Consider the following 15,554-nt stretch of genomic DNA (forward strand, 5'->3'; position numbering starts at 1 on the left):
CATGCATAAACCTGCTCAAATATTAGATAGCGCCGGCGTGAAGCAAGCTGCCTTCGGTGCTGTAAAGAAAATGTCCTTAGTGAGTATGGCTGGCAACCCTGTGATGTTCGTGGTGATGGTGGGCGCTTTACTCGCCGCTTTGATCACAGGACAAAAGTTCTTCAATGGCGAGACTGTTGGTTTTGAGCTAGCCACGACCCTTATTCTTTTGCTTACCGTGTGGTTTTCTAACTTTGCGGAATCCGTGGCAGAGGCAAGGGGGCGCGGACAAGCGGCTAGCTTAAAGTCAGCGAAAGAGGCACTGCAGGCTCGGCGCATACGCCACGGTGAGTTGGAATCCGTATCCGCAACTTTGCTTGTCAAAGGCGATAAGGTGAAGGTTTTACAGGGTGATTATATTCCTGCCGATGGTGAAATCATCGAAGGGATAGCCACTATCAATGAATCGGCGATTACCGGTGAATCTGCGGCAGTACTGCGTGAAGCGGGTACAGATCATTCCGGTGTGATTGGCGGCACTAAGGTACTTACGGGTGAAATTACCGTGCTGGTTGCCAACGATCCTGGGAATAGCTTTTTAGATCGTATGATAGGGCTGGTCGAAGGGGCAAAGCGTCAGAAAACACCGAACGAAACGGCGTTGACTGTGCTACTTGCATCATTGACTGCGGTTTTCCTCATCGTGGTGGTGACTTTGCCAGCCATGGCGGGTTTCGTCGGTGCAAGTCTTGATTACACTATGTTAATTGCGCTGTTAGTGTGTTTGATCCCAACGACGATTGGTGGCTTGTTACCTGCCATTGGTATTGCAGGCATGAACCGCGCCTTAGCCGCCAATGTGGTCGCTAAATCGGGTAAAGCCGTGGAAGTTGCGGGGGATATCGATACGTTACTGCTAGATAAAACTGGCACTATCACTTTCGGTGATCGTCAAGCGACCGCATTTTTACCCGTGAAAGGTATTGCTGCTGAGATGTTGCGTGATGCGGCGGTGCTGTCTTCCCTTGATGACCCCACCCCAGAAGGGAAATCTGTACTCAAATTGGCCATAGATTTGGGCGCGGTGTTGCCCGTCAAACCTACGGATGCGACTTTTATCCCATTTACACCGGAGACTCGGGTTTCTGGGGTCATTTTAACCGATGGTATTCAAGGCATTAAAGGTGCTGGTGATGCGATGCAGTTTTGGGCGCAGCAGCATCAAATTCACTGGCCTGAATCTGTTAACGCGCTTATCCGTAAAGTGGCTTTGCAAGGGGGCACTCCCTTAGTCGTCGCCAGTGGCACGCACATTTTAGGGGTTATAGCCTTAAGTGACGTGATTAAGCCAGGCGTTGCGGAGCGGTTTGCCCGTTTAAGAGCGCTCGGTGTGCGGACCATCATGGTGACTGGGGATAATCCGCTAACGGCTGGCGTGATTGCCGCCGAAGCTGGGGTCGATGATTTTGTAGCTGAAGCTAAACCTGAGGATAAACTTGCCCTTATTCGCGCAGAGCAGGCCAAAGGTCGATTAGTGGCTATGGTGGGGGATGGTACTAACGATGCGCCGGCATTAGCGCAGGCCGATGTAGGTCTTGCGATGAACTCAGGTACCCAAGCCGCTAAAGAAGCTGGCAATATGGTGGATTTGGATTCAGATCCCACTAAATTACTGGCTATCGTTGAAGTCGGAAAACAATTGCTGATCACCCGTGGCGCCTTGACTACCTTTTCCCTCTCTAATGATGTGGCTAAATATTTTGCCATTATTCCTGCGGTATTTGCGGGGGCTTTGCCTGCGATTGGTGCACTGGATCTGATGCAGCTTTACAGCCCAACCTCAGCCGTACTCGCAGCGCTCGTATTTAACGCTCTTATCATTCCCGCCTTAATTCCATTGGCATTAAAAGGCATCAAACTCAGACCCATAAGTGCCGAAAAATTACTGCGAAATAACATGCTGATTTATGGCTTAGGTGGGGTGATTTTACCCTTTGTCGGCATTAAAGCGCTCGACTCAATCATTGCACTTATGCTCTAGGAGACAGTAATGAATTCAATCGTATATACCACTAAAACCCAGCATGCCGTTATGGGATTGAGAGCCAGTCTCGCCCTGTTATTTGTGTGTGGCGTTGTCTATACCGGCACTGTGACTCAGCTCGGTGGCGCTTTATTTCCCGTACAAGCTAAGGGCAGTGTGATCCACAGGGATAATGTCGCTATGGGGTCTGAGTTCATCGCTCAGCCCTTTGTTAATCCGGCCTATTTTTTTAGTCGGCCGAGCGCTGTCGGTTACGATCCTATGGCGACAGGTGGTAGTAATCTTGCGCCTAGTAACCCGGCGTTACGTGAACGTGTGATGGCAACAAGCCAAGAAATCCAAGCCAGAGAATCTGTTCAGGCCGCTGATATTCCAGTGGATTTACTCGCCACATCGGGGGCGGGACTGGATCCTCATATTTCACCCGCAGCGGCCAAACTGCAAGTCGCGCGCGTGGCTCAGGCTCGACAGTTAGCCGAACCACAAGTGTTGACCTTAGTGGCGCAATTTATCGAACCACCGCAGTGGGGCATTTTCGGGCAAGCGCGCGTCAATGTGCTCAAGCTCAACCTCGCTCTCGACCAGATTGCTAAACACGCTCAATGAAGCAATATTCTACTGAATTTAAGGATAAATTTTTATGTTACCTATTAATTGTTCGCGCCTCTGTGCGGGTGTGATGATGGCATTATCTTCACTCTCTATGGGCGCGCTTGCCAGCACTGAGACTCATGGGAGCTATGCCTCTTGGCAGAGTCAAGGGAGTGTGATGCTCATCAGTGATTATGCGTTTCGCGGTATTTCTCAAACTGATGAAGGACCTGCAGTTCAAGCAGGGTATACCTTAAGCCATGATTCTGGCTGGTATGGCTCGCTTTGGGGCAGTAACATCGAATTTGGGGATGGAAGTTTAGAACTCGACTTGTCCGCTGGCTGGGCCAAGGATTGGGATAATGGCTTAACAACGGACCTAGGCGTGATACGTTACCAATACTCGCAGGACGATACCGACCTGAGTTATAACGAAATTTATGCTGTGGTAAGCTACGCCGATGCTAAGTTAGGGCTGGTTTATTCTCCTGATTATTTTGGCGAGAATGTGGACGATTTTCAGTATGTCTACGCCAGTTATGAGCCGCAGCTGTTCTCTAATGTAAGCCTAGTACTGCATCTTGGGAGCAATTTTTTTGCTTCTCAGCAAGATATGGCACTGTTTTTAGGTTCTATGGCCGTAAGCAATAGCCACTATTTGGATTGGCGGGTTGGGCTGAACCTCAATATGACTGAGCAGGATGTGTTGAGTGTCGGTTATGTCGATACGGATTTATCGCAGAGTCAGTGCCAGTCCCTGTGTGATGCGCGCTGGATAGTGAGTCTTTCAAGGAGTTTCTAATCGTGGTACCAATCAGTCAAACACAGCAAGCCAATGCGCTCTTAAGTCAGATACAGCAAAATGATAAAGGTAAACTGACGGTTTTTCTTGGGGCGGCACCAGGCGTGGGCAAGACCTATGCAATGCTCAGTGCGGCAAGGGAAATGGCCCAGCAAGGTGTCGATTTGCTGGTTGGACTGGTGGAAACCCATGGGCGTGCCGATACCGAGGCCATGGTAGCGGGTTTTGAGGTATTGGCACGTAAACCCATTGATTATCATCATAATCGTTTAACGGAATTCGATCTGGATGCGGCGCTGCTTCGTCGGCCTAAGCTTATCTTAGTCGATGAGTTGGCCCACACGAATGTCCCCGGTAGTCGCCATAAACGGCGCTATCAAGACGTCGCAGAATTATTAGCTGCGGGCATTGATGTCTATACCACAGTCAATATCCAACATTTGGTCAGTTTGAATGATCTGGTTTTGCAAATTACTCAAGTGCGGGTACGGGAAACCGTCCCCGATCGCTTCCTTGATGAAGCCCATGAAATTATATTTGTTGATTTACCGCCATCAACACTCATCGAACGCTTACAGCAAGGCAAAGTTTATCTGCCAGAGTATGCTCGCTCGGCTTTAGATGCTTTTTTTTCGGTCTCGAATTTGACTGCACTGCGCGAATTGGCAATGAAAAAAGTCATAGAGCGAGTCGATGCAAAACTGATTTGTGAACTCGATGCCAAAGCACAGGGAACAGATTTTGTTCTCAAAGACAGATTGTTGGTTTTAGTGAGTAACAGCAGTGATCATCAGTATTTGATCCGTATAGGTCGGCAGATTGCCGAGCGGCGGCAAATTCCTTGGTTAGTGCTTTGGGTCGATACCGGCAAAGCGCTGGGCCTTTATCAGCGGAAAAGGCTAAATGAGGCCTTTGCCTTAGCGAAGGAACTTGGCGCGCAGACCGAAGTATTACGCGACACGAGCAGTTATCAGGCCATTTTACCTTACATAGCCCTGCATCGAATTAACACAGTATTAGTCGGCGCGGGTGTGAAACGCACCTATCCTTGGTGGCGTAAAAGGCTGTATCAACGCTTGATTGAGTCTGGTTTACCTGTTGAGGTGAGTGTCTATCACGCACCCGAAAACCAAATGCAAGTACGAGATCCTATTACGCCTAAAGCCAGTTTTGGTGATCTTCGAGGCCATATTCTTGGGCTGATTGGCGTGGTGGTTATTTTTCCGCTGGTGGCATTTTTAGATACTTGGCTTAGTAATGGCAATCTGGTGTTGTTATATGTTTTCTTGATTGTCAGCATTGGCTTAACCTATGGCGCTAGGCCTGCCATGGCAACCGCAGTGTGGTCTTTTTTCAGCTTTAATTTTTTTCTTACTGATCCCAAATTTACTATGAATGTAAATAGTCAGGATGATATTGCCACTTTAATCTTTTTGATGTGTATAGGGCTTATCAGTGGCCCTGCGGCATCTCGGATCAGAAATCAGTTTATTTTACTGCGCGAGTCAAATCGTTATGCTGAAACCTTAAAAGATGTTGCCCAAGAATTATCGGTCGCCGATGATGAAAAAGCCCTTTGGCAAACGATAGGTCGCAAGATTGCTGGTTCAGTGAATGCCGATTGTTATATTGTTTTGCAGCGTAAAGACGGTCAGCGATCCTATTTACCGCTGCTGAATACGCCATTTAACGACCTTGATTTAGCCGCAATCGATTGGACCTTGCGCCATGGGCAAGCGGCGGGGCGTTTGAGCGATACCTTGAGCGCATCGGGTGTGAGTGTGTTCCCCATTGAACTAGAAGGTACGACGATTGGCGCGGCGATTTTAGATTGGCAACCTACGGTCAACGAACTCAGTCCGTTTGATAGAGAGCTTATTCTGGCCATGTTACAGCAAGGCGCTAATACATGGCGGCGTATTCAGTTAGTGTCAGATCTTGAATCAGCACGGGTGAAAACAGAAATTGAGCAGTTACGTTCCGCATTATTATCGTCAGTGTCTCACGATCTAAAATCACCACTCTCAGCCATGATGGGGGCGGCGGAGAGCTTAAAACTATTGAATAAACAATTGCTAGAGGCCGACCGTAACGAGCTACTCGATACTATTTTGCAAGAAAGCCGTCGTTTGGACAGCTATATCCAAAATCTACTCGATATGACACGCCTTGGTCATGGCACTTTGAGCATAGAGCGTGATTGGGTTTCGGCAGATGACATTATTGGCAGCGTACTTGGCAGGCTTAAACGCTATTTCCCTAATGCAATCGTTGAATATCACAGAGAAAAAGAACCCCCACTCCTCTTTGTGCATGCGGCGCTGATTGAACAAGGATTATTTAACATTCTAGAGAATGCTGTTCGATTTTCACCACCAGAAGAGCCTATTTGTATTGAATTAACCATTTCTAATCACCGTTGCTGTATTGCCATTGAAGACAGAGGGCCGGGGATTCCCGCCAGTCATAGGGATCAAATTTTCGATATGTTTTATGTGGTTGCCGATGGCGATCAGAAAAAACAGAATACAGGTATGGGGCTGGCTATTTGTAAAGGCATGATAGCTGCACACGGCGGTAGTGTTCGCGTTACCGATTGCCTACAGGGGCAAGGCACTCGTTTTGAAGTTGAATTGCCGTTAGACTATCCCGTTCCTGGCTAATCATTTTCAGCCAAAATATCCTTAATAAACCACAGAATGGACTAGAGACGTGGCAATAAAAATCGTGGTTATCGATGATGAGACCCAAATACGCCGCATGCTGCGGATTGCACTCACCAGTGAGGGCTATGACGTTACCGAAGCTGAAAATGGTCAGCAAGGGCTCGCCGCTGTCGCTCGACAGCAACCTGAATTAGTTATTTTGGATTTAGGCTTGCCGGATATGGAAGGCCATCAAGTGCTACAGGAGTTACGGGGATGGTCCGATGTTGCTGTGATTGTATTGTCGGTTCGCAATCAAGATAAAGAAAAAGTCGCAGCATTAGATGCAGGCGCGCAGGATTATGTGACCAAACCCTTTAGTGTGGAAGAGTTACTGGCAAGGGTGCGAGCGATTTTAAGGGACCATATCAAACCTGAAAAATTACCCATATTAGATGACGGCAAGTTGCAGATTGATTTAAGTCGCAGGCTGGTTAAAGTTGATCATCAAATTGTTGAACTCACACCCAAAGAATACGCAGTATTGTCTAAATTGGCGTCGTCACCTAACTGCGTTGTCACTCAGACTCAGTTGCTCAAAGAAATTTGGGGGCCCGCTCATACAGAAGACACACATTATCTACGAATTGTGGTCAGTCACTTAAGGCAAAAATTAGGTGATTCCCCGAGTGAACCTCAGTATGTGCGGACTGAGCCCGGTGTAGGCTATCGCTTTTATATCGACTTATAGCTTGTATCAATAGCGAATTAAAACGCGTTGGAATGACAAGTAAAATGATCACCGAAGACGGATGGCATTACCTGCCATCATTGAAGCTCAATCGGATACTTGCCTGATTTCAGTTTCTAGCGTTCGCTTCAGTTAACTCTAAGTCGCTATTTCTGGCTGCCTTTGTTGACGCTATTTTTGTCCTGTTAGCTCTTGTTGACATAGGATTATACCAATCGTATTAAATATCTGTTCATTCAGCGGGAGTTCAACGCGCTTTAGACAAGGCGAAGGCTTGAAGGCATAGTGGTGCTCTGTCGAAAGCCTTAAACGTAGTGTAAAGCGCGTTGAAACCCGCCCTTCGGGAGCCACACAGGCATCCCACTCCCGTGTTGCATAGACTTAAAAGGGAATAACCATTTCTGCGTCAATGCGCCTTGGATTGAGATGCCTGTGAGGCTCTGAACTGATTAGATATTTAATGTGATTGGTATTATGCACTAGATAAGCCCAATCGATATAAATCGCACATTCTTGCCGATATTTTGACTAGACTACAAACGTAGGGTTAATTCGAGGGAAAGACTATGGACTTAATTAAAATCCGCGACCATATGGATCGTCAGCCCGTGTTGCTACGCGCTAATATGTCGCTCGCGACTGCGGTCGAAAAGTTGTTAGATAATAATAAAATGGGCGCAGCAGTGGTTGATGATACGGGCGATTTGGTGGGCTTTTTATCCCAGCAGGATTGTTTGGCTGTGATGATTAAAAGTAGCTATCACTGTGATATGACCTCAGTGGTGAAGGATTGCATGCGCACTGAAGTGCTGTTCGTTGGGCCAGATGACAGTATTTTGCAGCTCGCCGAACAAATGCTAGGGCCTAAACCTAAAGTGTATCCAGTGGTTGAACATGGCAAAGTAATTGGCACGATTAATCGCACCAATGTGCTCAAAGCCATGAATATCTATATGCAACAATGTTATCTGTCACCGGTTTAATCTAAGTCGAGCCAGTGCGAAACTGACACGCCATATACTGAGTGCAGAGTAAATTAGCAATACCATTACGCCACTTTCCTTGCTAGGATCGCCGTTTTTGATGCTAGCAATGGAATTTGGATTTGAACTCAGACAAACATCCGCTATCGAACGCCTTTCTTAATCTTTGTTATCAGAGCGACGCGTCGCGGATCCGTCGTCGTTTATTTAAGCTCAATAAAGAAGCCGACTCAGATAAAAAGACCCAAGTCTTAGCTCAGCTGAGCGAGCAAGCGCAGGCGGCGTTTGAGAAGGTTGAGCAGCGTCGTAACGCTCGGCCTAAAATCCACTATCCTGAAAACCTGCCTGTTTCCTTGATGCGCGATGATATTGCACGCGCGATTGCGGGCAATCAAGTGGTGATCATCGCCGGTGAAACGGGCTCGGGTAAAACGACCCAGTTACCTAAAATCTGTTTGGAATTAGGCCTAGGTTGCCGTGGCATGATAGGCCACACCCAGCCACGACGTTTAGCAGCCCGCAGTGTGGCGAGCCGAGTCGCCGAAGAATTACAAAGTCCGCTCGGTGAAGTGGTTGGCTTTAAAGTGCGTTTTGCCGATGCGCTTAAGAGTGACTCTTATATCAAGTTGATGACCGACGGTATTTTACTGGCGGAATTGACGTCCGACCGCAATCTCGATCAATACGATACCATCATCATAGATGAGGCCCACGAGCGCAGCCTCAACATCGATTTTATTCTGGGCTACCTCAAACAAATTCTCAAAAGACGCCCCGATCTCAAAGTTATTATCACTTCGGCGACCATAGATGTTGAGCGTTTTTCTAAGCATTTCAACAATGCACCTATTATCGAAGTGTCGGGCCGTACCTTTCCGGTCGAAACCCGTTACCGACCTTTAGTGCAAGATAGCGATGCCGATTTAGATCAAATCGAAGGCATTTTTGCCGCCGTCGATGAACTGGTGGCCGAAGGGCTGGGTGACATTCTGATCTTTATGAACGGCGAGCGGGAAATTCGCGATACGGCCGAACAATTAAGTCGGCGTAATTACCGCGATACCGAAATTTTGCCGTTGTATGCGCGTTTATCCTACGGTGAGCAGTCTAAAGTCTTCAGTAGTCACAGAGGTCGGCGGATTGTATTAGCGACGAACGTGGCGGAAACTTCGTTGACTGTGCCGGGCATTCGCTACGTTATCGACCCTGGTACGGCGCGTATCAGCCGTTATAGCTATCGCACTAAGGTGCAACGTTTACCGATTGAACCTATCTCGCAGGCGAGCGCCAATCAGCGCCAAGGCCGTTGTGGTCGTGTGGGGCCGGGTATTTGTATTCGTTTGTACGATGAGGCGGATTTTAATAATCGTCCGGCGTTTACCGATCCTGAAATTCTGCGCACTAACTTGGCCTCGGTCATTTTACAGATGCTGGCCATCGGTTTGGGTGATATTGCTGGCTTCCCGTTTATCGAGCCACCCGATCCACGCCATATCCGCGATGGTTTCTTGCTGCTCGAAGAATTACAAGCGGTTGAGAGCAAACACGGCAAGCTAGTATTGACGCCACTTGGGCGCAACTTGGCGCAAGTTCCTGTGGATCCGCGTTTGGCCCGTATGGTGGTCGAGAGTCAGCAGTTAGGTTGTTTGAACGAAGTGCTGGTGATTGCCGCTGGCTTATCAATTCAAGATCCCCGCGAACGTCCGATGGAGAAGAAGCAAGCCAGTGATGAAGCCCATCGCCGTTTTGCCGATCCCAGTTCCGATTTCGTTAGCTGGATAAACCTGTGGCAGCACTTAAAAGATCAACAAAAAGAGTTATCTGCTAGTCAGTTTCGTAAAAAGTGCCGCGATGAATATTTAGCCTATTTACGCGTTCGCGAGTGGCAGGATTTATACGCCCAGCTTAAACAAGCCGTGCACGATTTAAAGTGGCGCTTAAACGATACGCCAGCCAATTACGACAGCTTGCACCGCGCGCTCTTATCGGGCTTATTGAGCCATGTGGGTTTTAAAGATAACAATAACGAGTACTTAGGTGCCCGTAATCGTAAATTCTTTGTGTTTCCCGGTTCGCCACTGGCCAAAAAAGGCCCTAAGTGGATCATGGCGGCTGAGCTTACCGAAACATCGCGCCTATTCGCTCGCTGCTGCGCCAAAATCGAACCCGAATGGCTAGAGCCCTTAGCGGCGCATTTGATCAAGAAAAGCTATGTGGAGCCACATTTTGAGGCAAAACCTGGCAGCGTTATCGCCCTTGAGAATCAAGTGCTCTACGGTTTGACGGTTGTGCACCGTCGTAAAGTGCAATACGGCCCCATCGATCCCGTTGAAGCGCGTGAGATTTTTATCCGCAGCGCTTTGGCAGAAGGGCAGTTACAGACCCAAGAAGCATTTTTTGTCGCTAACCAAAAGCTGCTCGAAGACATTGAATCTCTTGAGCATAAATCCCGTCGCCGCGATATTTTGGTGGACGAGCAAGTGTTGGTGGACTTTTACGAGCCGCGGATCCCGGAAGGGATTTACAACGCCCAGCTGTTTTTTGGCTGGTGGAAGAAGGCAAAGCGCGAGCAACCGGATTTACTCGATTTCAGCAAAGCACTGTTAATGCAGCGCAATGCCGACCATATTTCGACCTTGGATTTCCCCGATACGTGGCACAAGGGCAATTTGCGCCTGCAGCTGAGTTATCACTTTGAACCTGCGGCGGCGGATGATGGTGTGTCGGTGCACATTCCGGTGGCGCTACTTAATCAAATCGACGATAGCGATTTTGATTGGCTAGTGGCAGGGCTAAGGGAAGAAAAGTGCATCGCACTGATCAAATCTCTGCCTAAGAGTTTACGACGTAACTTTGTGCCCGCGCCTGACTATGCCCGCGCTTGTGTGCAGGCCATGGTGCCTTTTAGTGCCAGTTTGCTTGAGGCCATGTGCAAGCAATTATTGCGCATGAGTGGCACGCGTATATCGCCGGAAGATTTTGATTTAACGCAACTGCCTGCGCATTTGCAGATGAACTTTAAAATCGAAGACGATAAACACAACTTAGTGGCCGAAGGTCGGGTGCTCGATACCTTAAAAGCCGAGTTGCAGGGCGTGGTGGCGAAGGCCATTCGTCAGGTGGCGGATAAAGGTATAGAGCAAGAAGCGTTAACTGAGTGGTCCTTTGGCGATTTGCCGCAGCAGTATCAGCAGCAAAAAGGCAATTACCAAGTGCGGGCGTTTCCGGCGCTGATCGATAAAAAAGACAGTGTTGCGATCAAATTATTTGATGATGAATTTGAGGCCTTAGATGCCCATCGCCAAGGTTTGCGACGGTTATTGCTGTTAAACATTCCATCACCGGTGAAACACTTACAGCAAGCTTTGCCGAATAAGGCAAAATTGGCGATGTATTTCAATCCCTTCGGTCAAGTACAAATCTTAATTGATGACATTATTGCCGCCGCTGTGCAGCAATTGTTGGATGAAAAAGCCCTCGATGTGCGTAATCAAGCCCAATTTGAGCAGGCAAAGGATTGGGTTCGCCAAGAACTCAACCCGACCGCCGAGCAAATCGCCTTGAAGGTTGAGCAGATTTTGACCTTGTACCAGAGCATTAAAAAGCGTCTTAAGGGTAAAATTAGCTTAGATATTGCCTTTGCTATGAGTGATATTCAAAGCCAATTAGACAAATTAGTGTTTAAAGGGTTTGTCGAATCCTGTGGTTGGAATCGGTTAGCCGATGTGGCGCGTTACTTAAAAGCGATTGAAATCCGTGTCGAGAAGTTGCCCGTTGATCCGACTCGTGACCGTTTGCATATGCAGAGCATTAACAAGGTACAGGAAGCATTGAACGCACAACTGGCGAAAGTGCCACGTGCTATGCCGACACCACCTGCGTTAATCGAGGCGCGCTGGATGATTGAAGAGTACCGTGTCTCTTGTTTTGCACAGGTGTTAGGCACGGCATATCCGATATCTGAAAAGCGCATTTTGAATCATATTCAACAGGTTTAATAGACTGATTTAAAGGTCGAGCTGAGCGTCTTTGTCCGATTGATGTAACAATAACGCGATCAAAAAATGACTAAATAAACCGAGAAAACTAACTATTTTCTCGGTTTTTTATTTTCCCTATGCTTACGCTTCTCACGCGATATACCCCCACTGACGCGCCATGAAACGGGCCTGCTTTAACGTTATATCTACTCATGCCACTCATGTCCTAGTTATTTACTAGTACCAAAGTTATTTACTCACACCAAAGTTATTTACTCACACCAAAATTATCTACTTATTCTAGAGTTATCATTCTTCAATGGCTGAAAGTGAGCACCTCAGAAAAACCAAGTGATCAACTATGAGAGATACTGCTCGGCACATAAAATAAGCGCTTTTTTGGGATGGCAGCGGTGCTTTTATGCCGAATATCTTTCTTTTGGGATCAAGTCGTTATCTCGCATGTTTTTACACCTTTCTACTGCCTACTCCTTTATGAATACTCAGGTTTTTTTTGAGGGTTTTCTGTTGTTTTCTCGTAGTGATTTATCTATTCCAGTCGTTTATTAATCATAAAATCAATTCAATTATCTGGCTTGTAATTGAAAAAAGCATTTAAAAACTGAGATCTGACGAATACTCACATCAAATTGATGATCTGGATCAAGCATCATCCGCTTTACCAATTTGGAGGTATACATTTTGTTAACAACTAAAAGGTATGATCGCTTCGTGATCCAAAGATGCAATAGATATACATAAAACCTGCCGCTGGCGATTTTTTGCAGCGCATTTAAAGTGGCAGGAACACACCTCTTGGAGGATGCATGAGTGCTAGCACCGCAGAAGAAAAATCCTTAGAACTGAAAATCTTTATCTTTTTAACCGTGTTTCTCGCACCGTTATTGTCCGTACTACTGGTCAGTGGTCTGGGCTTTGCTATTTGGTTCAGCCAAATTTTGACGGGTCCACCGGGCGCTGGTTAAACGTAACATCATCAAATAGTTAAAAATAAGAGTGGAATGTCGGATGAGCAAAGAACTCCATATCACCAGTTTAGTGGTGCAGGTCTTACCGCAGAAAATGGCAGATGTTAGACAACAGATAATGACCATTGAAAATGCCGAACTTTCCGTCAACAACGAAGTGAAATTGGTCGTCGTGATCGAAGGCGAGACGCAACGCGCCTTGATGGACAGTATCGAAGCGATCAATGCCATTCCGGGCGTGTTATCAGCCACTATGGTTTACCACCAGAGTGAAGTGCTCGAAGAGGGTGAAGAATGAATATGAACAGACGTGACTTTATCAAGGCCAATGCGGTGATTGCCGCTGCAGGCGCCGCTGGTTTAGCCTTGCCCGCTGGCGCAAGCAACTTAATTACCAGCTCAGAACAAACCAAATTAGAGTGGAATAAAGCCCCTTGCCGTTTTTGCGGCACGGGTTGCTCCGTGATTGTCGCAACTCGCGACGGTAAAGTGGTTGCGACCCATGGCGATGCCAACAGTGAAGTGAACCGTGGGCTCAACTGTATCAAGGGCTATTTTCTGTCGAAAATCATGTATGGCAGCGATCGCTTAACCACGCCTATGCTGCGGATGACAGATGGCAAATACGACAAGCACGGTGAGTTTTCGCCCATCAGTTGGGACAGTGCCTTCGACATCATGGCGCAAAAATGGAAAGAAACCATTAAAGCCAAAGGGCCAACTGCTGTGGGCATGTTTGGCTCGGGCCAATGGACTGTGTGGGAAGGTTATGCTGCCGTTAAGTTGATGAAAGCGGGTTTTGGATCGAATAATATCGATCCGAATGCGCGTCACTGTATGGCGTCAGCTGTGGTCGGGTTTATGCGCACCTTCGGTATCGACGAACCTATGGGTTGCTATGACGATATGGAAGCCGCCGATGCCTTTGTCCTTTGGGGCTCGAATATGGCGGAGATGCACCCGATCCTCTGGAGTCGAGTGACAGACAGACGTCTCAGTGCCAGCCATGTAAAAGTGGCCGTGTTGTCGACTTTTGAACACAGATCCTTCGATTTGGCTGACTTGCCGATCGTGTTCACCCCGCAAACCGATTTAGCCATTTTGAACTACATAGCTAACTACATCATTCAGAATGATAAAGTGAACTGGGACTTCGTGAAAAAACACGTTAACTTCCGTCAGGGCACAACAGATATTGGTTATGGTTTACGTCCGACACATCCCCTTGAGAAAAAAGCGAAAAATGTTAAAACGGCGGGGGATTCAACCCCAATTGATTTTGAGACATTTAAAGCCTTCGTGGCGGATTATAGCGTCGAAAAAGTCAGTAAGTTGTCGGGCGTACCCGAGGATAAACTGATTGCGCTGGCCAAGCTGTATGCCGATCCCGACATCAAAGTGACCTCATTTTGGACCATGGGTTTTAACCAACATACCCGAGGTGTGTGGTGTAACAACCTGATTTATAACATTCATCTCTTGATGGGTAAAATTTCAACCCCAGGTAACAGTCCATTCTCTTTGACGGGTCAACCATCAGCCTGTGGCACGGCCCGTGAAGTGGGGACGTTTTCCCATCGCTTACCCGCCGATATGGTCGTGACCAATCCTGAACACAGAAAGCATGCCGAAGACATTTGGAAGATCCCAAGCGGCATTATTCCACCTAAACCCGGTTATCACGCCGTCGAGCAAAACCGTCGTCTAAAAGATGGCGACTTAAATTGTTACTGGGTGCAAGTGAACAACAATATGCAGGCGGGCCCAAACATCAATGAAGAAGGTTTACCGGGTTACCGTAACCCTGCCAACTTTATCGTGGTGTCCGATGCCTATCCGACGGTTACGACTCAAGCTGCCGATTTGATTTTGCCCACCGCTATGTGGGTGGAAAAAGAGGGCGCCTATGGTAACGCCGAGCGCCGTACTCAGTTTTGGCATCAAATGGTGCAGGCACCGGGTGAGTCCCATTCGGATCTGTGGCAATTGATGGAGTTTGCGAAGCGTTTCACCACAGACGAAGTCTGGCCTAAGGATGTATTAGCGGCGAACCCTGAGTTCAAAGGGAAAACACTATTCGAAGTCCTGTATCAGAACGGTAATGTTGATAAGTTCCCGCTGGCGGATGCCGATCCTAAATATTTGAACGATGAGGCTAAACACTTTGGCTTCTATGTCCAAAAAGGCTTATTCGAGGAATATGCGACCTTTGGCCGCGGCCATGGCCACGATCTCGCCCCATTTGATGTTTACCATGAGGCTCATGGTCTGCGTTGGCCTGTGGTCGATGGTAAAGAAACCAAGTGGCGCTTCCGTGAAGGCACAGATCCTTATGTTAAAGCAGGTAAGGGCTTTGAGTTTTACGGTCATCCCGATGGTCGAGCGGTGATTTTCGCTTTGCCCTATGAACCTGCCGCAGAAGCGCCCGATGAAGAATATGATATCTGGTTGTCGACGGGGCGAGTGCTGGAACACTGGCATTCGGGTTCTATGACCCAACGTGTGCCTGAGTTATATCGTGCCTTCCCCGATGCCGTATGTTTTATGCACCCTGAAGATGCGAAAAAACGCGGTTTGCGCCGTGGCGATGAAATTCGCGTTGTGTCCCGTCGCGGTGAAATTAAGACCCGAGTCGAAACCCGTGGCCGCAATAAACCGCCCGTGGGTTTAGTGTTCGTGCCTTGGTTTGATGCTAGCCAGCTCATTAATAAAGTCACTTTAGATGCGACAGATCCCTTGTCAAAACAAACTGACTTTAAAAAGTGTGCGGTGAAGATCGTCAAGGTTTAA

Annotated in this window: 11 protein-coding genes; 10 read left to right on the top strand and 1 reads right to left on the bottom strand. The window is 47.7% G+C overall.

Annotation, left to right across the window (positions count from 1 at the left end; all coding sequences use genetic code 11):
• Position 1: 1 nt before the first annotated feature.
• From kdpB to KFE26_RS24300, 5 genes are read left to right on the top strand one after another with little or no spacing between them, the layout of a single operon-like run.
• Positions 2-2,020, top strand: coding sequence for a potassium-transporting ATPase subunit KdpB (kdpB, locus tag KFE26_RS05305; protein WP_212599847.1), 2,019 nt, complete (start codon positions 2-4; stop codon positions 2,018-2,020).
• 9 nt (positions 2,021-2,029) lie between these two features.
• Entirely contained in the window at positions 2,030-2,629 is a 600-nt protein-coding gene (kdpC, locus tag KFE26_RS05310; RefSeq protein WP_168824074.1) for a potassium-transporting ATPase subunit KdpC, read from the top strand.
• Positions 2,630-2,663: 34 nt separating this feature from the next.
• Positions 2,664-3,416 (top strand): TorF family putative porin, encoded by a 753-nt coding sequence (locus KFE26_RS05315; protein ID WP_113939543.1) that lies wholly within the window; start codon positions 2,664-2,666, stop codon positions 3,414-3,416.
• A gap of 2 nt (positions 3,417-3,418) precedes the next feature.
• The gene (locus tag KFE26_RS05320) at positions 3,419-6,079 is read left to right on the top strand and encodes a sensor histidine kinase KdpD (protein ID WP_113939544.1); all 2,661 of its coding nucleotides are present in this window, start codon (positions 3,419-3,421) and stop codon (positions 6,077-6,079) included.
• Positions 6,080-6,128: 49 nt separating this feature from the next.
• Positions 6,129-6,812: a response regulator gene (locus KFE26_RS24300; RefSeq protein WP_028760150.1), complete on the top strand. Its 684-nt coding sequence runs from the start codon at positions 6,129-6,131 to the stop codon at positions 6,810-6,812.
• A 171-nt stretch (positions 6,813-6,983) separates the two neighbouring features.
• Here the strand turns inward: KFE26_RS24300 and KFE26_RS24305 are convergent, their stop codons facing one another.
• Positions 6,984-7,163 (bottom strand): hypothetical protein, encoded by a 180-nt coding sequence (locus KFE26_RS24305; protein ID WP_287480947.1) that lies wholly within the window; start codon positions 7,161-7,163, stop codon positions 6,984-6,986.
• 215 nt (positions 7,164-7,378) lie between these two features.
• Between KFE26_RS24305 and KFE26_RS05330 the strand changes: the two genes are divergently transcribed.
• The 5 genes from KFE26_RS05330 (at position 7,379) to napA (ending at position 15,554) form a co-directional block, all read left to right on the top strand.
• Positions 7,379-7,795 (top strand): CBS domain-containing protein, encoded by a 417-nt coding sequence (locus KFE26_RS05330; protein WP_028760149.1) that lies wholly within the window; start codon positions 7,379-7,381, stop codon positions 7,793-7,795.
• Between the two features lie 122 nt (positions 7,796-7,917).
• Complete coding sequence (gene hrpA, locus KFE26_RS05335; protein WP_409437977.1) at positions 7,918-11,793, top strand: ATP-dependent RNA helicase HrpA; 3,876 nt, start codon at positions 7,918-7,920, stop codon at positions 11,791-11,793.
• Positions 11,794-12,602: 809 nt separating this feature from the next.
• On the top strand, positions 12,603-12,761 hold the full coding sequence (locus tag KFE26_RS05340) for a nitrate reductase (protein ID WP_028760147.1): 159 nt from the start codon (positions 12,603-12,605) through the stop codon (positions 12,759-12,761).
• Between the two features lie 43 nt (positions 12,762-12,804).
• Entirely contained in the window at positions 12,805-13,062 is a 258-nt protein-coding gene (locus tag KFE26_RS05345; protein ID WP_028760146.1) for a chaperone NapD, read from the top strand.
• A gap of 2 nt (positions 13,063-13,064) precedes the next feature.
• Positions 13,065-15,554 carry a nitrate reductase catalytic subunit NapA gene (gene napA, locus KFE26_RS05350; protein ID WP_028760145.1) on the top strand — a complete coding sequence of 830 codons (2,490 nt, stop codon included), beginning with the start codon at positions 13,065-13,067 and terminating at the stop codon, positions 15,552-15,554.

Origin of the sequence: Shewanella sp. M16 (genome assembly GCF_018224605.1) — a bacterium.
GTDB lineage: Bacteria > Pseudomonadota > Gammaproteobacteria > Enterobacterales > Shewanellaceae > Shewanella > Shewanella oncorhynchi.

Excerpts from the sequence above, each read along its gene's own strand:
- kdpC (WP_168824074.1), top strand. The coding sequence starts at position 2,030 with ATGAATTCAATCGTATATACCACTAAAACCCAGCATGCCGTTATGGGA.
- KFE26_RS05345 (WP_028760146.1), top strand. The coding sequence starts at position 12,805 with ATGAGCAAAGAACTCCATATCACCAGTTTAGTGGTGCAGGTCTTACCG.
- KFE26_RS05340 (WP_028760147.1), top strand. The coding sequence starts at position 12,603 with ATGAGTGCTAGCACCGCAGAAGAAAAATCCTTAGAACTGAAAATCTTT.
- napA (WP_028760145.1), top strand. The coding sequence starts at position 13,065 with ATGAACAGACGTGACTTTATCAAGGCCAATGCGGTGATTGCCGCTGCA.
- kdpB (WP_212599847.1), top strand. The coding sequence starts at position 2 with ATGCATAAACCTGCTCAAATATTAGATAGCGCCGGCGTGAAGCAAGCT.
- KFE26_RS05330 (WP_028760149.1), top strand. The coding sequence starts at position 7,379 with ATGGACTTAATTAAAATCCGCGACCATATGGATCGTCAGCCCGTGTTG.
- KFE26_RS05315 (WP_113939543.1), top strand. The coding sequence starts at position 2,664 with ATGTTACCTATTAATTGTTCGCGCCTCTGTGCGGGTGTGATGATGGCA.